The organism is Zobellia sp. OII3, from assembly GCF_002211465.1.
GTDB lineage: Bacteria > Bacteroidota > Bacteroidia > Flavobacteriales > Flavobacteriaceae > Zobellia > Zobellia galactanivorans.
Window position 1 is genome coordinate 261,545 of the sequence record NZ_MWRZ01000001.1, and the last position, 21,575, is coordinate 283,119.

Genomic DNA, 21,575 nt, shown 5'->3' on the forward strand with positions numbered 1-21,575 from the left:
GGGCTTTTCAATATAAACTCTTCTTATTATCCTTTTACAGCGGCCAATTTACCGTGCTCTATATTATTCTTTTGTAAGTCCTCCAAAACATTCACGGCTTCCTCAACATACACATCTTTAGCCAAGGCCTTGTGCCATCTGTCACGCTTTTCACGCAAGACCGAATCTTTTGTAAACAATTGCTCTTCATACTTCAATGACTCGAAAGCCAATTTAGAATCGTATTCGCTTATCGCCTTAAAGTAATCGGACTTTTTCTTGTGTTCCTTTTCTTCTTCTCTGTACGCATCGTAGTTCAAAGAAATTTCGGTTTCATCACTTTCCAACTTCAACCATTTTGCATTTTCTTCGATTAACTTGATCTGTGGGTTGTTGGCCATTCTTTTGGTACTATTGGCAATGGTCTTCTCGTAATCGATATAACCATCCCATGGCTTATAATCGGCCGGTGAGATCTTATCCCATTTCAATGGATTCGCTTGATCCCTTTCCCCTAGGTCGATATAGCTATATTTGTCCGGAACCACCACGTCACTCTTTACCCCTTCGAGCTGAGTAGACCCTCCGTTGATACGGTAGAATTTTTGGGTCGTGATTTTTATGGCCCCTAAATCGCCATGCTCATTACTGCGTACGATGTTATCAAGTGGAATGACGTTCTGTACGGTACCTTTTCCAAAGGTCTGCTTGCTTCCTATAACAATGGCCCTTTTATAATCTTGCATGGCTGCGGCCAAAATTTCAGAGGCTGAAGCCGAAAGTTCGTTCACCAAGATAACCAAAGGTCCATCCCATTGAATACGTTCGTCTTTGTCATCATAAACATCCTTGCCCTTGCCCGAAGACCTTACCTGAACGATCGGACCGTCTTTAATAAAGAGTCCGGCCATTTCAACTACGGTCTTTAGAGATCCGCCACCATTGTCCCTCAAATCAAGAATAAGTCCTTCTGCCCCTTCTTGTTTCAAGCGCTCAACTTCTTTGGCCACATCGGTAGCCGCGTTTCTCTCGGTATAATCGTCAAAATCTACATAGAACTTGGGCAAATCGATGATTCCGTACTTACGGTCGTCCTTGATAATATTCGCCGACTTGGCAAAAGACTCTTCAAGCTCTACCACATCCCTGGTAAGTTGTACGGTTTCCAATGAACCGTCTATTTTACGTACTGTTAATTCAACCACGGTACCTTTAGGCCCCTTGATCAATTTAATGGCATCGTCTAAACGCATACCTACAATATTGATAGGCTCTTCACCTTCTTGACCCACTTTTATGATTTGGTCTCCGACTTCCAAACGTGCATCACGCCAGACAGGTCCTCCAGAGATAATGTCGACAATCTTGGCCCCTTCGGGCTTTTTTTGCAATCGTGCGCCTATACCTTCAAACTTACCCGACATACTGGTATCGAACTTATCCTTTTCATCGGGAGCAAAATAGTAGGTATGCGGATCGAACTCATCAACAATGGTATTGATGTATTGTACGAACCAATCTTTACGTTGTAGGTCGTTGACAAAATCAAAAAACTCGTCCAAGGTTTTCTTGGTAGATTCCCTAGCGGACTTTTCAGCTTCCTTTTGTGTCAATGGCTTTCCGCCATCTTCCGGCTTTTCGCCTACCAGTTTCATCTTAGAATCGTATGTTCCCAAGGTGGCGTACTTTAATTGTTGCCTCCAACGCTCCCTTAGTTCCTTTTTTGAACTGGCAAAGGTCATCTTCTCGTAATCGATATTGATGCTCTCATTTTTTGAATAGTCAAAAGGTTTCTCCAATACTTCCTTGTACAAAGCTTCCGCCTCGGTCATGCGTTGCCTTAACCTTCCATAGACTAAATTGAAAAAAGAGATATCGGTACTCTTGATCTGGTCGTCAAGTTGAAATTTGTATTGCTCAAACTCCTTGATGTCTTCCTCCAAAAAATATCTTTTGGTAGGGTCAAGAACATCTATAAAATCCTCAAATACACTGACCGAAAAATCGTCATCGATGTTCTTAGGTTCGTAGTGCCCTTTTTCCAAGACATAGGTAATAAGATCTAAAAGCAATTTGTCTTTATCGTCATTCTCAAAAGACTTATTGGTAAAGCTACATGAGGCAACGGATATGAGCATTACCAAAAGTGAATAGGCAAGATTCCTTTTCATATATTCTATTTTCGTTTTATTTTTAATAACCAACCCTGGTAGAGGGTGAAGATTGTACTTTTCACACTTAAAAGTAATGAATTCCCTAAGATACTGAAAAAACCATGCCACCCTTTGAGCAAAGGCACTAATTTTTTGTTAAACGAACTTAGGCCGATATGTTCTGTAAAACGTATTTTTGCGCTATAAAGTATTCCGCATGAAAAAACCTTTGATTTTAGTAACGAACGACGACGGCATTACCGCTCCGGGAATACGGGCCTTAATTCGTTACATGAAAGAACTGGGCGACGTAGTGGTGGTAGCTCCCGACGGCCCCCAATCGGGCCAAGGACACGCCATAACCATAGACAACACCCTATTTTCGGCAAAAATTGTGGTCGACAAGGAGCACGGCGCCCGAGAAGAATACAGCTGTAGCGGCACCCCTGCGGATTGTGTGAAAATGGCACTTCAAGAATTGCTCGACCGCAAACCCGACATCTGTGTCAGTGGCATAAACCACGGATCCAACTCATCTATAAACGTAATCTACTCAGGAACCATGAGTGCTGCCATAGAGGCCGGAATCGAAGGTATTCCCGCCATAGGCTTTTCGCTCTGCGACTATTCATGGCATGCCGACTTTGAACCTGCCGGCGATATCATCAAAAAAATCGTGAGTGAATCTTTGGCCAACGGCATTCCTAAAGGTGTGGTTTTAAATGTAAACATCCCGAAAGCGAAGAAGGAGGATATCAAAGGAATAAAAATCTGCAGGCAGGCCCGTGCAAACTGGAAGGAAAAATTCGATAAACGCAAAAGTCCCGGAGGCAAGGATTACTACTGGTTGACCGGTGAATTTGAATTGCTCGACAAAGGGGAAGATACCGACGAATGGGCCTTGGCGCACAACTATGTATCGGTAGTGCCCACCCAATTCGACCTTACGGCCCACCATGTCATCCAGCAACTGAACGGCTGGCATTTTGACCAATAACCAAAAGAACGTTAAAGAAGTATACCTTTGCACCACCGAAAAGAATCGACTAAACTAAACAAGCATGAACGTTAAAAAAGAACTTGCCATAGGTTTTTTGGTAGGAATTATAGCTAATACCATCGGCACCTTGCTCTACATTCTACTGTTTTCAGATTTCGGTATAGCCGAAACTTTTGAGGCAGCAATACAACAAGGCCACATTGGCAGCCTTTTGGCCTTGGGCGCTATTTTAAACCTTATCGCTTTTTTTGGTTTTCTTCGCATTAGGCGTGACAACAGGGCCAAGGGTGTTCTTATCGCCACGATCCTAACGGCACTGGCCATTCTTTACTATAAAGTTTTTTAAACGATAAAAATTACTCGGGCCAGGGTATACGAATTTTACCTTAACCGAGTTCTCTCTTTTACAGGGCAGGTATTAACTGTATTCAATTTGTAATGAAGTACTATATAATTGCAGGCGAGGCGTCGGGCGATCTTCACGGGTCGAATCTGATGAAGGCCCTTAAGGCCAAAGACCCGAACGCGGACATCCGGTTTTGGGGAGGCGACCTTATGCAACAAGCCGGAGGCACTTTGGTGCGACATTACAAGGAAATGGCCTTTATGGGGTTTTTAGAGGTGCTGATGAACTTAGGTACCATCGCAAAAGCCATTAAATTCTGTAAGGCCGACATCCAGGAATTTCAGCCCGACATCATTGTCTTTATCGACTATTCGGGTTTTAACCTTCGCATAGCCAAGTGGGCGAAAGCACTGGGCTTTAAGACCAATTACTATATTTCCCCTCAAATCTGGGCCTCTAGGGAAGGACGTATCAAAGACATCAAACGGGATATTGACGCCATGCACGTTATTCTTCCGTTTGAAAAAGATTTCTATGAAAAGAAGCACGGCTATCCGGTGAACTTTGTGGGACATCCACTTATAGATGCCATTAGCGACCGGAGCCCCGTTAACGAGCAAAATTTCCGAAAGGAAAACAATTTAGATCCCGATAAACAGATTATCGCCCTATTGCCCGGAAGCCGGAAACAAGAGGTTCAAAAGATGCTGACCTTAATGTTATCGGTCATCAAGGATTTTTCCGACTATCAATTCGTAATTGCCGGGGCGCCCAGTCTCGACCACGATTTTTACCAGCCCTTTCTCAAAAACCCGAACGTAAGTTTTGTGGCCAATAAAACCTACGACCTTTTGAGCATAGCCTATGCCGCCTTGGTCACCAGCGGAACCGCCACCTTGGAAACCGCGATTTTCAAAGTCCCCCAAGTGGTTTGCTATCGGGCCAACTGGCTCTCCTATCAGATTGCCAAACGTATCATTACCCTTGAATACATTTCGCTCGTAAACCTGATCATGGGCAAAGAGGTCGTAAAAGAGCTGATCCAAAACGATTTGACCACCAAGAATATCCAAACCGAACTGAACAAAATACTTAAAGGGCCGGCCCGTACGGCACAAATTCAAGCCTATGATGAGCTTGAAAAAAAACTGGGCGGCAAAGGCGCAAGTGAGAATGCCGCTACCCGTATAATAGAAAATGTTTAAATTTGGGTATACCCTTGGTACCCCATCAAGAAAAGGATTTGTGTTCATGCTTCGTAAAATTTTCTTCATTCTATTCATCTGTTTGCTTGCCAGTTGTGGCAGCTCAAAAAAGAAAGCCGCCCAAAGGGAGCCGCGCAAAATAACCGTAGCGGCCAAAACCACGGAAGCCCCTAAAAGAGAATCTAGGCCCGTTAAAAAAACTGCTGCGTCCAAGCGCTCAAAAGCCGATGACATTATCGACACGGCCCTTAAATTTTCAGGTGTCCGTTACAAATATGGCGGTACCACAAAAAAAGGAATGGACTGCTCTGGCCTGCTTTACGTGGCTTTTGGCGAAAACGACATAAAACTGCCCCGTACCTCTTACCACATGGCCGAAGAAGGCAAGACCATACGTAAGGGCAATATTGAGAAGGGAGACCTCCTCTTTTTTAAGACCAGTAAGCGGAGCAAGCGTATTAACCACGTGGGCATGGTGGTTTCGGTAAAGAACAACGATATCAAATTTGTACATGCCTCGACGTCTAGGGGCGTAATCGTTTCCTCCCTCAGGGAAGGTTATTGGAGCAGTGCATTCATAAAAGCCAATCGAATTCTATAGTCTCTAAACGATGAAGTTGCTTCGCTTCATACCCATTAAACTGACACTGGTTTTGATTTTGGGTATTATAGTGGGCAATTATCTTCAGCTTCCCGTTCCTTACCCTATGGCAACTTGTCTAGCCCTTCTCGTGGCTTTAGGCATACTACGTTTCAATGATAAATGGAACGAATCGCATCTATTTGGCTATCTAGCTGTTTTGACCACACTATCCACCGGTATTTTCGCCACGTCACTGGCTCACCCTGAAAACCAGGCAAACCACTATCTCAACCACGATTTTAAGGGAAACCACACTTGGCACATCAAGATTTCAAGGGTATTGAAGCCCACGTCCTTTTCCGATAGATATATTGGCGAAATCCGAGGGCTGGACCAACAAAGGGCCACAGGTAAGGTATTGCTCAACCTTACTCCTGATTCCACCCTTCAAAAACTTCAAGTCGATGACGAATTGGTATGGTACGGAAGCATTACAAAAACAAGGGAGGCTTTGAATCCGCATCAGTTCAATTACAAAGCATACCTAAACGGACTGGGCATATCCCATCAAATACAGATGGCGCCCAAAGCATTTATCTCCCTTGAAAAGACCTCTTCAAGCCTATACGGTCTAGCCGCAAAGACACGTAACCACATCATCTCCCAACTACGGAAAGCCCGTTTTGGCAAAGACGAACTAAGCATTATCCAAGCCTTGCTCCTTGGGCAACGCAACGATATTTCCGAAGAAACCTACACAGATTACAAAAACGCGGGCGCCGTTCATATTCTAGCGGTTTCAGGACTACACATTGGTATTTTGTTGCTATTGCTACAGTTTCTTTTACGCCCCATTGAGCGGCTTCCTAAGGGCAAAAGCGTAAAACTGGCCATGACCGTGATTTTACTATGGGGCTTTGCCTTTCTTTCGGGCCTATCGGCCTCGGTCGTAAGGGCGGTGACCATGTTTTCGTTCTTGGCCTATAGCATGTATCTCAACCGACCGAACAATACGTTCAACATTTTGGCCCTATCCATGTTCTTCATTCTATTGGCCATTGACCCGAACCTGCTCTTTCAGGTAGGTTTTCAAATGAGCTATACGGCAGTGCTCGCCATCGTTTGGTTCTATCCACGGATACAGAAGTTGTGGCTCCCCAAAAACCTGGTCGTTCGCAAGGCCTGGGAGCTACTATCGGTAAGTATAGCCGCACAGTTGGGCGTTCTCCCGATAAGCCTATTCTATTTCCATCAATTTCCGGCTTTGTTCTTCATAAGCAACCTGCTGATCGTTCCTGCACTGGGCGCCCTATTGGGAATCGGTATCTTGATCATTCTATTGGCCTTGGCAGACGTCTATCCTAACCTACTGATCAGCTCTTACGACACCCTGATCGGGTGGATGAACTCCATCATTGCCTGGGTAGCACAACAAGAAGCCTTTGTTTTCAAGAACATCCCATTCGACGGGGTTCAAATGGCACTGGCCTATGCCGGTCTTTTTTGCCTCGCCTTACTGATCGGCCGTCCAAATTTCAAAAAGGTGCTTGCCCTTGCCATGACGGTCATAACATTTCAGTTGTGGCTTCTATATTGCCATTACGAAGCTTCAGAAAAAAATGTACTGCTTCTGGTCCATCAAACCAAGAACACCGCCCTCATTCACCAAATGGGAAAAGAACTGCAGGGCATAAGCAGGGACACAGCCCGCCTAGGTACAATTATCCGCGATTACAGCGTTGCTGAGCGAATTTCCGACATCTCCTACCCCAACCTCAAGAACAGCTATGTATGGAAGGATAAAAAGCTTTTGGTCATCGACAGTCTTGCCGTCTATCCCGGAAACAATAGGCAGGTCGATTACCTTATCCTTACCCAATCGCCCAAACTCAATCTTGAAAGGGTCATCGCCAAATTGGAGCCGCGGTGTATTATTGCCGATGGCAGCAACTACAAAAGCTATATCGACCGGTGGAAGCAGACCTGCCTAAAAAGAAAACTCCCTTTTCACGCTACTGGCGAAAAGGGAGCCTATTATTTCGATTGACATTACCCGTGTCTCAATTACCTATGAAGCATCGGCACTTGTCATTTTCCTTTCGTTATCTTCCGCCCCATGTGTCAAAGCTTTTAGTTTGCTCAAAAACAACCATACCAAAGCACCGAATAGGATACAGAAAATAGCAATACCCGTAAACACCTTATATTCTCCAAATTGAGATGCGGACTCCCCTAAAATACCTGCCAATTTATTTCCAAAGCCCGTAGTTGCAAAGTATAGTCCCATCATTAAGGAAGCATATTTTGCCGGAGCCAATTTGGTCACGAATGAAAGCGATACCGGCGACAAGCTCAATTCGCCAACGGTATGGAACAAATAGGCCAAAACCAACCAGTACATAGCTGATGATCCCGTACTTTGATATTGTGCCGTTGCCGCTGTCATAAACAAAAATCCCGTACCCATGATAATAAGACCCATTATCATTTTAAATAGCGAGGAAGCATGTTTGCCCTTCAACTTTCGTTTGGCCCAATAGCCGGCAACCGCAGTTCCGAGGGTAATAATAAAAAAGGAATTAGCGGCCTGAAACCATGAAGCCGGAACTTCCCATCCGAACAACATTCTATCCGTATAATCCTTGGCATACAGGTTCATTAAGCCCCCTGCCTGCTCGAAGGCGCCAAAAAATACGATTACCATTAAGAAAGATATGATCAAAACGACAACCCTATCCTTTTCAATTTTGGTCAAGGGCCTTTTCAAGGACTCGCGATCCTCTACATTTTTCGATTTCCCTAAATAGTCACCAACGCCGTAGAGGTATTTTTGACCAAGAACGAATTGAACCAAGCCAAAGAACATACAAATTCCCGCCAGTCCAAAACCGTAGTGCCAGCCATAGACCTCGCCTACATATCCCACTATTAAACTAGAAAGAAATGCCCCGATATTAATGCCGATATAAAAAATGGTAAATCCCTTATCCCTTCTTATATCATCCTTTTTGTACAAGCCTCCTACCATAGTGGAAATATTAGGCTTTAGCATACCAACACCTGAAATAATGAATCCCAGACCCGTGTAAAACGCCCACATTTCCTCAATAGCCAAAATACTATGGCCAATAACAAGAAGAATCGCCCCTAGAATTACGGCCTTCTTTTGCCCAAGGATCCTATCCGCAATAATTCCGCCTGGTATAGAGGCCACATAAACCAACATGGTGTACCAACCGTAAAGCGCCAAAGCCTCATTATTGGTCCAACCCAAACCAGAATTTACCTCAGAGGTCTTCGTTACCAGATACAAAACCAAAATAGCCCGCATTCCATAATACGAAAACCGTTCCCACATTTCAGTGAAAAACAGGATGTATAAACCTACCGGATGCCCGAACAGCTCTTTTTCATGCGGTGCCTTTTCTACTAATGCCATAAAATTTGTTATTTGTTAAATTGATTTCTATCGAGATTAGCTTAAAAGTCGATTAAAATACTCTTTTTTTCGGGTCCTCGTTCTTGTCGAAAGAACTTCCTTCACTAATCTTTGTTGCTTTGGTCGTTTATTTTTTGGGATGCAAAAGGTGCTCGCCCAAAAAGTTTGTCATTTTATTAAAAAGATGTACTCGGGTATTCCCTCCGTAAATTCCGTGGTTTTTATCGGGATAAATGGCCCAGTCAAACTGTTTGTTGGCCTGTACCAGGGCTTCTATCATACGCATTGAATTCTGCACATGTACGTTATCATCACCCGATCCGTGAACCAACAAATAATCACCTTTTAACATTTCAGGATAGTTCAACGGGGAGTTTTCATCGTAACCTGCCGGATTTTCCGCAGGCGTACGCAAAAAGCGCTCCGTATAAATGGTATCGTAAAAACGCCAAGTAGTAACGGGCGCTACGGCTATGGCCGTTTCAAAGACATCGTTTCCTTTCAGAATACAGTTCGTAGCCATGTGTCCCCCAAAGCTCCAGCCCCAAATTCCGGTTCTGTCTTCATCTATATAAGGCAATTTACTCAGCTCCCTAGCGGCTGCGATTTGGTCTTCCGTTTCATACTTCACCAAGTTTAGGTAGGTCGATTTTTTAAAGTCGGCCCCCTTAAAGCCTGTTCCCCTACCATCTACACAGGCCACCACATAACCTTGGGAAGCCAATTGTTGGTGCCATAGATCACGGGCATCCAACCAACTGTTGGAAACGCTCTGCGACCCTGGGCCACTGTACTGGTACATCAATAAGGGGTATTTTTTAGAAGGGTCGAAATCTTTTGGTTTCACCATATACATATTCAACTCGTTACCATTGATGTTTATGGAGGAAAACTCTTTCTCACTAAGTTCATAAGCCTTCAATTTTGTCATTAAGGCCTCATTGTTCTTTATTTCCTTCACCTCCTTACCGCTAAGTGCTTTTCGCAAGGTATATACAGGCGGGGTTTTGGCATTGGAATAGGTATGGATAAAATAAGTGAAATCAGCACTGAAGTCGGCCGAGTTCGTACCAGCTTCGACAGCCAAGGCCTTTTTCTTCTTTCCATTACTTTCAATACTGTAGACGCCCCTATTGATAGAACCGTTCTCGGTAGATTGATAATATACCTTGTCTTCCTTTTGGTCATACCCATAGTATCGGGTGACCTCCCACGGGCCTTTGGTTATCTGATTTACAAGACGCCCGTCTTGATCATGAAGGTAAATATGGTTATATCCGTCTTTCTCACTGGTCCAGATAAAGCTATCGTCCGCCAAAAAAGTAAGGTTATCGGTGATATCGACATAGGCCTTGTCTTTTTCTTCGAGCAAGACCGAAGCCGTATTGTTCTTTGCGTTTACCGAATAAAGCTTCAAATCGTTCTGATGACGGTTCAGGGTCTGGACGCTAAGATAGTTCGGGTTGTTCATCCACTTGATACGCGGAATGTAATAGGGGTCGTTTAAATCTACCGCTGCCGTGCTTCCGGACTTCACATCGTACAAATGCAAACTCACCTTGGCATTGGCCTCACCGGCCTTAGGGTATTTGAACGTTTCTTGGCTTGGGTACAGGTCGGTTCCAAATACATCCATGGAAAACTCGGGCACCTCGCTTTCATCGAAACGCAAGAAGGCTATTTTGCTTCCATCGGTATTCCAATCAAAAGCACGGACAAAGGCAAACTCCTCTTCATAGACCCAATCGGTAACCCCGTTAATAATCTTGTTCTTCTCCCCGTCCGTTGTGAGTTGCTTTGTATTTCCCGAAAGCAAATCGAACAAATACAGGTTGTTCTTGCTCACATAGGCCACTTTTGTTCCGTCAGGCGATAGCTTAGGCTCTTGTATCTTGGTATCTGAAACCTTGGTCAACTTTTTTGACTTTAGGTCATATACATAAAAAACACCAAGGGTAGAGCGTCTAAAAATGAACTCTAGTTCCGTAGCCAAGAGCACTTGTGATTCGTCATCACTAAACTGGTACGAGCTAAAACCATCTATTCCCGACAAATCCGCCGAACTGACGATGGTCTCCACTTTTTTCTGACTGGCATAATCAAACTTGTCAATGGTGGTAGCCCCATTCGCCCCTCTGTTCAAAATGGTGTATTGCTTCCCATTTTTCATTGACCTAAGGACATCAAGCCTTTCAATAGAAAATTCCCCACCATATACTGCCTCTACTGTAATAACTTGTTTCTCTTGAGCATATGAAAACGCCAAAAAGGCGAAGACAAAAGAGACGCTTAAAACTAATTTCTGCATAGAATGTTATAAAAAGATTAAATCGCCCAAGTTTAGTGATAATTTTACAAAGATTTAAACTTTAAATCATAAAAATCCCTTGTTTTATCGTGCTTAATCTCAATCTCAGGTATAAACCATTATCATTATCTTTACCGACCGAAACCAAAAGCTATGACCCAGCCCATAGAGGGATTCTCAAAACTGACGAAAGAGCAAAAAATAGATTGGCTAACGACCCATTACACAACAGACCCGGAAGCGGCAAAAGCACTGCTTAAAAGGTACTGGAATGTTGCCGAGGACGTTCAGCAATTGCACGACGAATTTATAGAAAACACCATTACCAACTACTACCTTCCCCTTGGTATCGCCCCCAATTTTCTGATCAACAACAAGCTTTACGCCATTCCGATGGCCATAGAAGAAAGTTCGGTTGTAGCGGCAGCTAGCAAGGCGGCCAAATTCTGGCTCGACAAGGGCGGGTTTAAAACCCAGGTTCTAGGAACGGAAAAAATTGGACAGGTGCACTTTATGTACCACGGCAATAAGGAGCGGCTTACCGCTTTCTTTGAGCAGGTACGCCCAAAGCTTCTTTCCGATGCTTCGGCCATTACCAAGAACATGGAAAAAAGGGGCGGCGGCATCAACAAGATCGAGCTACGTGACAAAACCGAAGCCCTCGACCACTATTACCAGTTGCACTGCACCTTTGAGACCCTCGATGCCATGGGGGCCAACTTCATCAATTCTTGCCTAGAGCAGTTTGCCAAGACCTTGAAGGCCGAAGCCCAATCCTTCCCTCTTTTTTCGGAGGAAGAAAAAGCGATTGAAATTGTGATGAGCATCTTATCGAACTATGTCCCCGATTGTTTGGTACGCGCGGAAGTAAGCTGCCCGGTAGACGAATTGAAAGACGGAAGCAGCGAATCGTCACGGCAATTTGCCGAAAAAATGGTGCAGGCCGTCAATATTGCAAAGGTAGAACCCCATAGGGCCGTGACCCACAACAAGGGTATTATGAACGGTATAGATGCCGTTGTTCTTGCCACAGGCAACGATTTTAGGGCCGTTGAAGCGGGCATACACGCCTACGCCTCAAAAGACGGACCATACACAAGCCTCACCCATGCCGCCATCGAAAACGAAACCTTCAAATTTTGGATCGAGCTGCCCCTGGCACTCGGTACCATTGGCGGACTCACAAGCCTTCACCCATTGGTAAAATTGGCCATGGAAATATTAGGAAAACCATCGGCCCAAGAGTTGATGCAGATCGTGGCCGTTGCGGGCCTAGCGCAAAATTTTGCGGCAGTACGCTCTTTGGTCACCACCGGTATTCAAGAAGGCCATATGAAAATGCACCTATTGAACATCTTGAACCAGCTAGGGGCCACAGAAGATGAAAAGAAAACCTTGACCCACCATTTTAAAAAACACTCGGCCACACACAATGCAGTAGTAGAGGCCTTTGAAAAGCTGAGGAACACCAAATGACAAAAGAGTTCTACAGTAACGGAAAACTGCTTTTAACCGGCGAATATGCCATACTTGACGGCGCATGGGGACTGGCCGTGCCCACAAAATTCGGACAGAGCCTAAAAATCAGTCCGAACACCACCCGTGAACTTTCATGGAAGAGTCTCGATGAAAAGGGAAACCCTTGGTTCAAAACCACCTTGGACATCGACAAAGTACTGAACCCTAAAAACAGACCATCTGACGAATCGGTAGATGGGGTATTGATCGGGCTTTTGCAGGAAGCAAATCAACTGAACCCTGATTTTCTTTCAGGAAGCCAAGGGTTTAAAGTAGAGACCCGACTGGATTTCCCAAGGGATTGGGGACTCGGTTCTTCGTCTACCCTAATCAACAACATAGCCCAATGGGCCAAAGTGGATGCCTTTCAACTGTTGTGGAATGCTTTTTCAGGAAGTGGATATGACATTGCCTGTGCCCAAAACAACAGTCCGATCCTCTACCAAGTAAAAGAAAAAAAAGCTACGGTGAAGCCCGTTGAATTCAATCCGAAATTTACCGACCGCCTTTTTTTCGTGCATTTGGATAAAAAACAGAACAGCCGCGAGGGTATTTCCCAATACCGAAAGATGGAATTCGACTCCCTTAGGCTGACCGAGAGCGTGACACGACTCACCCAAGAAGTATTGAAGTGCGAAGACCTAGCCACTTTTGAGACCCTTATGGAGCGCCATGAAGCCCTATTATCACGAACACTTCAGACACCAACGATCAAACAACAACTTTTTCGCGACTATCCCGGAACCGTAAAAAGCTTAGGGGCATGGGGCGGTGACTTTGTTCTCGTATCGGGAAACCAAAACACTCCCGAATACTTCAAGAAAAAAGGATATCCTACGACCTTGACTTACGCCCAAATGGTTTTGTAATACAAAAAAAAGGCCTTTCTTGAGAAAGGCCTTTTTTATTATATCGATAAGCGTATTTTCTTAATAGAAAACCGCTCGGTTATCCTCAACTTCGGCAGCATCTTTCAAGGCTTGATAAACCGCTGTACTTACCCTAGCTTCACGAGAAGACTTTACAGCATTCGCATATGTACTATAGTTGTCCAATTTAGGCGCTTCGGTCCTTTTGGTCACGGTCAACATATAAACCCCGGTATTGCCCTCTATCAAACCTGAAGTAGTTCCTTCTTTCATGGCAAAGGCGGTACCTACAACTGCCGGTTCCGAACCTGCACCTGGAATAGTCGGTGACTTTACGGTCAAAGCGGTAGCCGTTGAAACGCTCACATTGTTGTCCTTGGCCAAATCATCGATAGACTTGCCTTTATTAGCGGCGATAATTTGCTCGGCTTTTCTTTCTTTTCTGATTTTAGGTAGTACGATTGCCGATGCATCCTCTACCGACATCAAACCTTCGTCGTATGTCTTGGTCAATTGCACCACGGCGTATCCACCTACCAAATCAAAACGCTTGATATCACCAATTTGGGTTTCTTCATTAAAGGCCCATTGTACGATACTTCTTTGCTCACCAAGACCTGGCAAGTTTTCATCGGTAGCCTTGACCTTGTTCACTGGGCGAACAACGTATTTGTTTTCCTTTGCCAAATCACCAAAAGCCTTATCGGACTCTATTGAATTCATTTCAAATTTGGTAGCATCGGTAAACAATTTGCTGGTCGTTTCTTCAGATGGCTCGATTTCACGGGCCAAGGTAGCTATCTGAACAATATCTTGCTTATCGTCGATTTTTATCACGTGAAAACCAAAGCTGGTTTCTACCATACCAATGGTTCCTACGCTGTTCTGAAAGGCGAAATCATTAAACTCAGGCACCATTCTTCCTTCTTGGAAATATCCAAGATCGCCACCGTTGGGCGCTGAAGGACCATCAGAGTTATCGCGGGCCAACTCAACAAATTTGGCATCTTTCTTTCGGGCTTCCGCAAGCAAACGCTTGGCTTCAGCCTCAGCTTCCTCTTTGGTACGGGTAATATCAGGATTGGCACGATCCGCCCCTTCGTATGTAATAAGAATGTGGCTGGCCTTTACCGACCCATTAGGTTTTCTTCCCACCATTCTGGAAACCTTGAAGTAATCGCCATCCCTATACGGACCATAAAGATCGCCAACCTTTAAACTCATCAAGGTATCGGCAAATTTGGCGGGCAATTCCCTTTTCGATTTATAGATCGTATCGAATTTGATATCGGAATTACGGTCTAAGAAAGCGGCTATATCATTGGTAGTCCTAAAACCGGCAATGGTATCGGTCTTATCGGTCTGCTCATTGTATTCTACGGCATCTTCGATCAACTTGGCTATTTCCTCTTTTACCGCATTCTCGTCTTCGACAGAAGGCTTTTCCTGAAAATAGACAAACTGAATATCCCTAGCGGGCTCTTGCCTAAAATCTTTCTTATGTTCGTTGATGTACGATTGGATTTCACTTTTTGACACCGCGATGGTACTATCGGCAATGCTAGTAAACGGAATACGGACATATTTGATATCCATCTTATCGTTGGCCAACTTATAATCGAACTCCCCTTCTTTCAAGGTTGCCCCTATCCCTGCCCTGATAAGGTTAAAATATGTTTGTTGTTTGGCGCTCTGAATAATGGCCTGCTCATCTTGCAACCACAAATTGTATTGTTCGGGATTGTTTGTCTTAAGTTCCGCAATAAAGTTCCTGAACTTGTTCTGGTCGAACACACCGCTCTCGTTTTGAAATTGAGGGCTCTGTGAATAAGAAGGAATGGTACCGATATAGTTCAAGATTTGATCTTGCTCGATATCAACGCCCAACTCTTCGAACTGTTGCCCTAAAATGGCATTGCGAACCTCTTGTTCGTAAACTTGGTTCACTGTTTGCATGGTAGAAGGATTCGCCGACCTTCGGGAAGCGACATCCACTTTTTGACGGAATGCGTCAATTGAAATTTCCTCTCCATTGATTTCAGCTATACTAGAGCCTACTTTTCCCCCGCTAACATCTCCATTGGTAAACACCCCGGAAATTACAAATGCGAAAAGGGCCAAGCCAATAATCAGTATTAGAACGGTTGTCCGTTTTCGTATGTTTTCTAAAATTGCCATTAATTAGGATTTTTTTAAATCAGTTTGCGAAATTACCATTTTCCATCAAATTATAAAAGAATTGAAAAACTATTCTTTTTCAACGATTTGCATGGATACCAAATCGATTTTAGTATTTGAAACCTCAATTATTTTAAATAAAAAATTTTCGACCCGTATTTCAGAATCTTTTTCGGGTATTTCCCCGGTCTCATTGACGATCAAACCGCCAAGTGTCTCATACTCTTCACTTTTTGGAAGTTCCAACCGATACACCTCGTTTATGTAATCGACCTCAAGCCGGGCCGAAAACTTATAACTTCCATCCTCGAGTTGCTCCTCAATAAGGTCGGTAGTATCGTGTTCGTCTTCTATTTCCCCAAAAAGTTCCTCAACAATATCTTCAACGGTTACAATACCCGAGGTACCTCCGTATTCATCCAAAACGACAGCTATACTCTTGCGTTTTTTGGTCAAAACGTTCAAAATATCTTGTATAAGCATGGTTTCGGGCACAAATTCCACCGGTAACAAAATGCTCTTTATGGTCTTTGGTTTTTTGAAGAGTTCATAGGAATGCACATAGCCGATGATATTATCGATGGTATCTTTATAGACCAAGATTTTCGAATATCCGGTATCGGTAAAGAGCTTGGCAAGGTTCTTAGGGGTCTCATGAAGCTCTACGGCCATTATCTCGGTTCTGGGCACCATAACCTCACGCGCCTTGACAGCGGCAAACTCAAGGGCGTTCTGAAAGATCTGAATCTCCGAATCCACTTCATCTTCCTCCTCAACGGTTTCCATCTGTTCGGTAATATAATCACCAAGTTCAATCTTACTAAAGGCCAACTGGACTTCATCGCCATCGGTCTTGAAAAAAGCCTTGAGTATAGCATCGGAAATCCAAATTACAAATTCGGAGATTACCGAGAATACCACATAGAAAAAATAGGCCGGTATGGCCAAAAATTTCAACAACTTATTGGCATAGATCTGAAAGAGCACCTTAGGAAGAAACTCCGCGGTAAAAAGAATGACCAAGGTAGATATCACCGTTTGGGTGACCAAACTAAAGTCGCCCAACAAGAGATTGAGGAACTCACTGCCCGAAGGCACCATGCCCTTAAACCAAAGCATAAGCAAATCGCCCATGAACAGTCCGTATATGACCAAGGCGATATTATTGCCGATAAGCATGGTGGCAATAAATTTCGATGGTTTTTTGGTCAAACGCGTGAGCACTTTAGCCAAAAAGCCCTCTTGCTTTTTTTCTATTTCAATATGAATTTTGTTGGCGGAAATAAATGCAATTTCCATGCCCGAAAAGAAGGCCGAAAATATCAGCGATAAAACGATAATAAAAATGGAAGCCTCCAAAATTACTGTTGGTTATCTTGCTTGCGCTGTTCAAATTTCTTCCGATAGTTTCTTCTGAACAAAAACATACCAATAGAAACTAAGGCAAAAAAGATAAAAAGATAGGTGCCTTCACGGTTTGTATTCCAATCCGTAAATATCCTGTAAAGCGAAAAAAAGGCTACCGCCAAGTACAAATATTCGGTATACTTTAAAATTTTAATCATCAGACTCTTCTTTAATAGTCATTAAACCATAGGTCTTATGGGCAATAAAAAAACTTAGATCCCGATTAAAATCCATGCCTTCACCGTCCATAATAGTACCGTCTTCCGGATTGGTAAACTTAAACTTTTCTTGTGTAAAAATCCAGTTGTCATCTTGATCCCAATACAACTGAGGGGTCTCAAGCTTTTTACCATCATGGCTTTCTATAACCACATTTCCCTGTAAATCTATCACATTTGTAGCAGAATAAATAATGCCGTAATCGGCCTTAATAATGCTCTTCTGCCCTTCTTCATTATAATAATTGACCAATAAGCCCTTTGGAAAAATACGGTGGGGAAACTTAAGATTGTTATAATCTTCGTTTAGCGGACTGGTCAATACCGCTATTACCCTAGTAGAAGTAGAGTCTTCACTCTCTAGCATCTCCCTTGCCTCGGTATAGGTTGCCGTAAAATTCTCGGCTATACCCATGGGATATACCAAAGGCACTTTTTCCTCCCCAGACCTTTTATAGTTGTCCTGACAAGAAAAAAAAAGTATTGCCATGGTACAAACCATGGCAATACTTTTAAAATTATATCCGTAAGATGAAATCATCTCTCTATAAGTTCGGTACTTTTACACTACCCCCAACCCAACAGTTGAAGCTAACAGTCTTACCTGCCATACCTGAGTTGAATATGTCTGTTTTTGAAGGCGCCTTGGCAGCGTAGCTTTGGGCAGCCTGATTGGCACTAGAGCTAATGGATGGATCCACTCGTCCGGCCTGACGGGCCATATCTGCAGCTTTCCAGTAAATAGCACGCTTTTCAAAAGCACTACTACCACAATCATTGGCACTAGAAGCATATAGGTTGGCAATCAACAAATACGCCTTACCATTCGCTTTATTGGCGTTAATGGCCATTTGGGCATATTTCCTAGCGGTAGACTTACTACCTTTTCTTTTGTTGATAACCGCAACCTTATAAGCGATATTTGATTTTTTATAGTTATCGGTCTCCAAGCTCATTGCCTTATCAAAATCGGCCAAGGCCCCTTTTGAATCGCCATTCTTCATTTTCAAGGTACCACCGTAAACGTAGGCACTTGCCGAAGGATCTAAGGCCAACTGAGCTTCGAACAATTTCTGGAACAATGGATCGTCAGTACATTCTTTGTTGAACATTCTACTCACAGCTCTCTTTACCCAGTTTACATCACCCTTCTTCTCTTCGAAACTCTTTTCGTACAAAGGAATAAGGTTGTCACAATCGGCCAAGGCTCCAAGCTTAGAATCTACACTACCGGCAATCTTACCATAAGAGGTAGAGTTGGTCGTAGCAATTTTCAAAGTTCTTTTCTCCTTTGATGTAATGGTTCCGGTCGAATCTTTAGGAAGCAACTTGGTAATTACATCGGTAAGCTTTTTGTTCTCTTCCTCAATTTTATCGTTTACGTTATCGTATACATCAAAAACCTCTTGCAAATCTTTCTTTCCCGCCTTATGCAAGTCTACCAAACTAGAAAAGTAAAGATAAAGAGCCTTGGGGTTCTTGAAGTTTTTGGCATCGTTTTCGAAAGCCCCACCTAACATATCGTACAATTCGCTATCGGAAGCCATCTTATTATCGTACAAAAACAAAGCCTTGTCTATAGCAACTGTTGCTGGCGAGTATTTTTTAGGAAAATACTTGGCGCTATTATCGTACAAAGCCAACATATCTTTCACATAGCCGTCTTTTTCGGCCCCGGAAGATTTTTCTATTTTGTCGGCCAATATTTTTTCGCCATAAATAAAGTTAGCCCTATTGATATCAGGACAGTTGTCATAAACCATTTTCCAAGGTGTATATGCCGCCTCATAATTTTTCACTTTTGCATGCTCAACATATATAGATAAGTTGGTCATACATTCTTGATTTTGAGCTTGGGCATTACTTACTCCCATAAACCCTAAAAGCATAATCGCCGTGAAGTAAAGTTTCGTTTTCATTTTTTAATTTTTACTTGTTTTTTGAAATTACAAATTGCCAATCAAAATTTCGGTTAGTGCCCAGAATTGTTATGGCTTATTTAGTGTTCCAATTTTTTGGAGGGGTAATGTACTAATTTTTTACCAAGACATCTACGGTAAGAATTAGAAATCTCCTGCACAACAGTTTATTTTTACGTTAATTGAAAAATTCGCTATCTACCAAGGTAAATTCTAGCAAATATTCAATATCCCAGAACGTTTAATAAATCTTTCTTTTTTGAAACCACTGATCACTAAGAGACAATCCTACATTAACTTTAAAATAGCTCTCTTCAATTAAATCGGCCGAGGTGGTTCCTTTTTTACCAAGCTCAAAACCAAGATTCAAATTTGAGAGATTGTTTCCCAGTGGTAGGCCTAGTCCAAAAGTTATGCCAAAGTTATTTATGTCTTTATCATTAACGTACATTCCGGTCTTCTCAAGGCGTACCCCCGCCCTATAGGTTACCCTCTTGAGATAGCTTCCAAAAGAGTTTCGCTCGGGGGTATAAAAACCTCCCAAGGCCAGTGTACTCGCGTCTTTATAGATTAAATTGTCCAATTCCAAGAACTCATTAGAGAAATTCCCAAGCTTTTGAAAACTGTATTCAACCCCTAAAAACCATTGCATATCTTTTCCATAACCTACACCCAAGGTGGTGATCGTAGGAATGGTTACTTCTGTTTCCTTTAAGCCCTGGGCATACAAATCAACGTCATTTACAAAGCGTTCCAAATCGGGCGAACCGATAAAAGATCCGATTCTTTGCGTATTTCTGGACGAAAGATTGGCCTGGGTATTGACCCGTACGGAGGTATGCAACCTATGATTTTCGCCTATCGCAGGCGTATAGCTCAAGGCATAGTTAAGGTCTATACCACCTATTTTCGAAACCCTTTCGTCTTTAGACCCAAGGAGAACATTTTCGGTACTTTGAACCTTTAAGGTTTCAATCCTACCAAAGTTATAGTTTACCGTAACCCCTGCACTAAAGTTTTTAGCAAACTCGTAGCCCATAGACACGTATACCTTGTTGAGGCCACCATCACCTGAATACTGATTGATCTCACGAGACCCCTCGGCACCGATTTGATCTTGAAAATTATATCCGACCGAGGAATAGGGCCGAATACCAAAACCAAGGCCAAGGCCTTTTTTCAAACTGAGCCCCAATGCCAGGTAATCCAAATTAGATACAGCACTACTCTGCTCTTCGGTAAAGCTCTTCAATCGCGATTGCTTATACGAGATACCCGCAGTATAGGTCGTTATACCAAAATCTTCCCGCATCTGCACGCCCAACTGGCTATATGCGGCGGGGTTTTGAAGGTTGACATGTATACTATCGGCATACATAGCTATCCCTCCCATCATTTGGTTTTCTACGGTGGAACCGCTTCTTAACTCTCCTAAACCAAAATATGAATATGGGGAAACCGAACCATCTTGAGCGTATGTGCCTGTTACTAAAAGGCAAATTATGGCAAAACCTATTTTTTTGATCATTAGCGTTTGTTGTATTCCAACAGATAATTTAATCCTACAAGGAGAAATTTGGAGTCCGCAAATATGGTATTTTTTAACCGTTTAGACAAAAATAGCGCATCACCGCCTGTTAAAATAACTGTTAAATCTGCAAAACGGGATCCATATTGGTCGATTACACCGTCAATTTCTTGGCAAATACCGTTCACCACACCACTGTGGATACTGGTTTCCGTAGAATTTCCGATATAATCTAAAAATTCTTTGGGTTGTAACAAGGGTAATTTTGAAGTTTGGTCGTGCAAGGCCTTATATCGCATATGTAGTCCCGGCGAAATAGCCCCGCCCAAATACTCACCATAGTCATTGACCATATCGTAGGTAACACAGGTTCCCGCATCAATGATCAATACATTTTTTTTCGGGTAACGGTAAAATGCCGCCGTGGCCAAGGCAATACGGTCTACCCCCAAAGTCTGAGGCGTAGCATATGAGTTCTTAAAAGGCAACTTACTCATGGGCGTCAATTCGTGTACCTCGCAGAAAACCGTCAAAACAGCCATCACTTTTCGGTCTAAATTTCCAACCGAAGCGATTATTCCATGTTTAATTCTCGGATAGTGGTCACAAATCTCCTTTATTTCCCTGGCTACATCACCCACCTCTGAATTCTGCCTGAAAACGAGGGTATCTCCCTCGAACACGGCGAGTTTCACACAAGTATTACCGGCATCGATTACTAGGTTCATAGATACAAAGATCAAAAAATGCAGCCTAACAAACATCTTTTTTTCGAAATTTGTTTGCATATCGCAAATTTGAAATTATATTTGCACCCCGCAAACGGGTATGGTGCCTTAGCTCAGTTGGTAGAGCAATGGACTGAAAATCCATGTGTCCCTGGTTCGATTCCTGGAGGCACCACAAAAAATCCTTACAATCTGTA

Annotated in this window: 17 protein-coding genes and 1 tRNA gene; 8 read left to right on the top strand and 10 right to left on the bottom strand. The window is 43.2% G+C overall.

Annotated elements, in window-relative coordinates; translation table 11 throughout:
* Positions 1-26 precede the first annotated feature (26 nt).
* Positions 27-2,150: a carboxy terminal-processing peptidase gene (locus B4Q04_RS01055; protein WP_013992549.1), complete on the bottom strand. Its 2,124-nt coding sequence runs from the start codon at positions 2,148-2,150 to the stop codon at positions 27-29.
* Positions 2,151-2,349: 199 nt separating this feature from the next.
* On the opposite strand from B4Q04_RS01055, the gene surE reads away from it, so the two are divergent.
* The 5 genes from surE to B4Q04_RS01080 all read left to right on the top strand — a co-directional run bounded on the left by surE (position 2,350) and on the right by B4Q04_RS01080 (position 7,313).
* Positions 2,350-3,129 (top strand): 5'/3'-nucleotidase SurE, encoded by a 780-nt coding sequence (surE, locus tag B4Q04_RS01060; RefSeq protein WP_013992550.1) that lies wholly within the window; start codon positions 2,350-2,352, stop codon positions 3,127-3,129.
* 64 nt (positions 3,130-3,193) lie between these two features.
* Entirely contained in the window at positions 3,194-3,478 is a 285-nt protein-coding gene (locus B4Q04_RS01065; RefSeq protein ID WP_013992551.1) for a hypothetical protein, read from the top strand.
* A 92-nt stretch (positions 3,479-3,570) separates the two neighbouring features.
* Positions 3,571-4,683, top strand: a complete 1,113-nt coding sequence (lpxB, locus tag B4Q04_RS01070; protein WP_088695746.1) for a lipid-A-disaccharide synthase — start codon at positions 3,571-3,573, stop codon at positions 4,681-4,683.
* A 46-nt stretch (positions 4,684-4,729) separates the two neighbouring features.
* Complete coding sequence (locus B4Q04_RS01075) at positions 4,730-5,284, top strand: C40 family peptidase (RefSeq protein ID WP_046287786.1); 555 nt, start codon at positions 4,730-4,732, stop codon at positions 5,282-5,284.
* Positions 5,285-5,294: 10 nt separating this feature from the next.
* The gene (locus B4Q04_RS01080; RefSeq protein WP_088695747.1) at positions 5,295-7,313 is read left to right on the top strand and encodes a ComEC/Rec2 family competence protein; all 2,019 of its coding nucleotides are present in this window, start codon (positions 5,295-5,297) and stop codon (positions 7,311-7,313) included.
* A gap of 21 nt (positions 7,314-7,334) precedes the next feature.
* Here B4Q04_RS01080 and B4Q04_RS01085 read toward each other — a convergent pair whose 3' ends face one another.
* Positions 7,335-8,705 (bottom strand): peptide MFS transporter, encoded by a 1,371-nt coding sequence (locus B4Q04_RS01085; RefSeq protein WP_088695748.1) that lies wholly within the window; start codon positions 8,703-8,705, stop codon positions 7,335-7,337.
* 127 nt (positions 8,706-8,832) lie between these two features.
* Positions 8,833-11,013, bottom strand: a complete 2,181-nt coding sequence (locus B4Q04_RS01090; RefSeq protein WP_088695749.1) for a S9 family peptidase — start codon at positions 11,011-11,013, stop codon at positions 8,833-8,835.
* A gap of 111 nt (positions 11,014-11,124) precedes the next feature.
* On the opposite strand from B4Q04_RS01090, the gene B4Q04_RS01095 reads away from it, so the two are divergent.
* Complete coding sequence (locus tag B4Q04_RS01095; RefSeq protein WP_262508223.1) at positions 11,125-12,489, top strand: hydroxymethylglutaryl-CoA reductase, degradative; 1,365 nt, start codon at positions 11,125-11,127, stop codon at positions 12,487-12,489.
* Positions 12,486-13,400 carry a GYDIA family GHMP kinase gene (locus B4Q04_RS01100; protein ID WP_088695751.1) on the top strand — a complete coding sequence of 305 codons (915 nt, stop codon included), beginning with the start codon at positions 12,486-12,488 and terminating at the stop codon, positions 13,398-13,400. The genes B4Q04_RS01095 and B4Q04_RS01100 overlap by 4 nt, the downstream gene beginning before the upstream one ends.
* A gap of 60 nt (positions 13,401-13,460) precedes the next feature.
* Here B4Q04_RS01100 and B4Q04_RS01105 read toward each other — a convergent pair whose 3' ends face one another.
* From B4Q04_RS01105 to B4Q04_RS01135, 7 genes are all read right to left on the bottom strand, one after another.
* Positions 13,461-15,578, bottom strand: coding sequence for a peptidylprolyl isomerase (locus tag B4Q04_RS01105; protein ID WP_013992559.1), 2,118 nt, complete (start codon positions 15,576-15,578; stop codon positions 13,461-13,463).
* Between the two features lie 69 nt (positions 15,579-15,647).
* Positions 15,648-16,937 carry a hemolysin family protein gene (locus B4Q04_RS01110; protein WP_013992560.1) on the bottom strand — a complete coding sequence of 430 codons (1,290 nt, stop codon included), beginning with the start codon at positions 16,935-16,937 and terminating at the stop codon, positions 15,648-15,650.
* 2 nt (positions 16,938-16,939) lie between these two features.
* Entirely contained in the window at positions 16,940-17,143 is a 204-nt protein-coding gene (locus B4Q04_RS01115; RefSeq protein WP_013992561.1) for a hypothetical protein, read from the bottom strand.
* The gene (gene lptC, locus B4Q04_RS01120; protein ID WP_088695752.1) at positions 17,136-17,744 is read right to left on the bottom strand and encodes an LPS export ABC transporter periplasmic protein LptC; all 609 of its coding nucleotides are present in this window, start codon (positions 17,742-17,744) and stop codon (positions 17,136-17,138) included. Before lptC ends, B4Q04_RS01115 begins: the two co-directional genes overlap by 8 nt.
* Before the next feature lie 4 nt (positions 17,745-17,748).
* Positions 17,749-19,122, bottom strand: a complete 1,374-nt coding sequence (locus B4Q04_RS01125; RefSeq protein WP_236630952.1) for a tetratricopeptide repeat protein — start codon at positions 19,120-19,122, stop codon at positions 17,749-17,751.
* Between the two features lie 241 nt (positions 19,123-19,363).
* The gene (locus tag B4Q04_RS01130; RefSeq protein WP_013992564.1) at positions 19,364-20,650 is read right to left on the bottom strand and encodes a membrane protein; all 1,287 of its coding nucleotides are present in this window, start codon (positions 20,648-20,650) and stop codon (positions 19,364-19,366) included.
* Complete coding sequence (locus B4Q04_RS01135) at positions 20,650-21,378, bottom strand: type III pantothenate kinase (RefSeq protein ID WP_046287788.1); 729 nt, start codon at positions 21,376-21,378, stop codon at positions 20,650-20,652. Before B4Q04_RS01135 ends, B4Q04_RS01130 begins: the two co-directional genes overlap by 1 nt.
* Before the next feature lie 102 nt (positions 21,379-21,480).
* Here B4Q04_RS01135 and B4Q04_RS01140 point away from each other — a divergent pair.
* Positions 21,481-21,553 (top strand) — tRNA-Phe (locus B4Q04_RS01140).
* Positions 21,554-21,575 lie beyond the last annotated feature (22 nt).

Excerpts from the sequence above, each read along its gene's own strand:
- lpxB (WP_088695746.1), top strand. The coding sequence starts at position 3,571 with ATGAAGTACTATATAATTGCAGGCGAGGCGTCGGGCGATCTTCACGGG.
- B4Q04_RS01135 (WP_046287788.1), bottom strand. The coding sequence starts at position 21,378 with ATGAACCTAGTAATCGATGCCGGTAATACTTGTGTGAAACTCGCCGTG.
- B4Q04_RS01100 (WP_088695751.1), top strand. The coding sequence starts at position 12,486 with ATGACAAAAGAGTTCTACAGTAACGGAAAACTGCTTTTAACCGGCGAA.
- B4Q04_RS01075 (WP_046287786.1), top strand. The coding sequence starts at position 4,730 with ATGCTTCGTAAAATTTTCTTCATTCTATTCATCTGTTTGCTTGCCAGT.
- surE (WP_013992550.1), top strand. The coding sequence starts at position 2,350 with ATGAAAAAACCTTTGATTTTAGTAACGAACGACGACGGCATTACCGCT.
- B4Q04_RS01085 (WP_088695748.1), bottom strand. The coding sequence starts at position 8,705 with ATGGCATTAGTAGAAAAGGCACCGCATGAAAAAGAGCTGTTCGGGCAT.
- B4Q04_RS01115 (WP_013992561.1), bottom strand. The coding sequence starts at position 17,143 with ATGATTAAAATTTTAAAGTATACCGAATATTTGTACTTGGCGGTAGCC.
- B4Q04_RS01090 (WP_088695749.1), bottom strand. The coding sequence starts at position 11,013 with ATGCAGAAATTAGTTTTAAGCGTCTCTTTTGTCTTCGCCTTTTTGGCG.
- lptC (WP_088695752.1), bottom strand. The coding sequence starts at position 17,744 with ATGATTTCATCTTACGGATATAATTTTAAAAGTATTGCCATGGTTTGT.
- B4Q04_RS01055 (WP_013992549.1), bottom strand. The coding sequence starts at position 2,150 with ATGAAAAGGAATCTTGCCTATTCACTTTTGGTAATGCTCATATCCGTT.
- B4Q04_RS01130 (WP_013992564.1), bottom strand. The coding sequence starts at position 20,650 with ATGATCAAAAAAATAGGTTTTGCCATAATTTGCCTTTTAGTAACAGGC.
- B4Q04_RS01105 (WP_013992559.1), bottom strand. The coding sequence starts at position 15,578 with ATGGCAATTTTAGAAAACATACGAAAACGGACAACCGTTCTAATACTG.
- B4Q04_RS01065 (WP_013992551.1), top strand. The coding sequence starts at position 3,194 with ATGAACGTTAAAAAAGAACTTGCCATAGGTTTTTTGGTAGGAATTATA.
- B4Q04_RS01080 (WP_088695747.1), top strand. The coding sequence starts at position 5,295 with ATGAAGTTGCTTCGCTTCATACCCATTAAACTGACACTGGTTTTGATT.
- B4Q04_RS01125 (WP_236630952.1), bottom strand. The coding sequence starts at position 19,122 with ATGAAAACGAAACTTTACTTCACGGCGATTATGCTTTTAGGGTTTATG.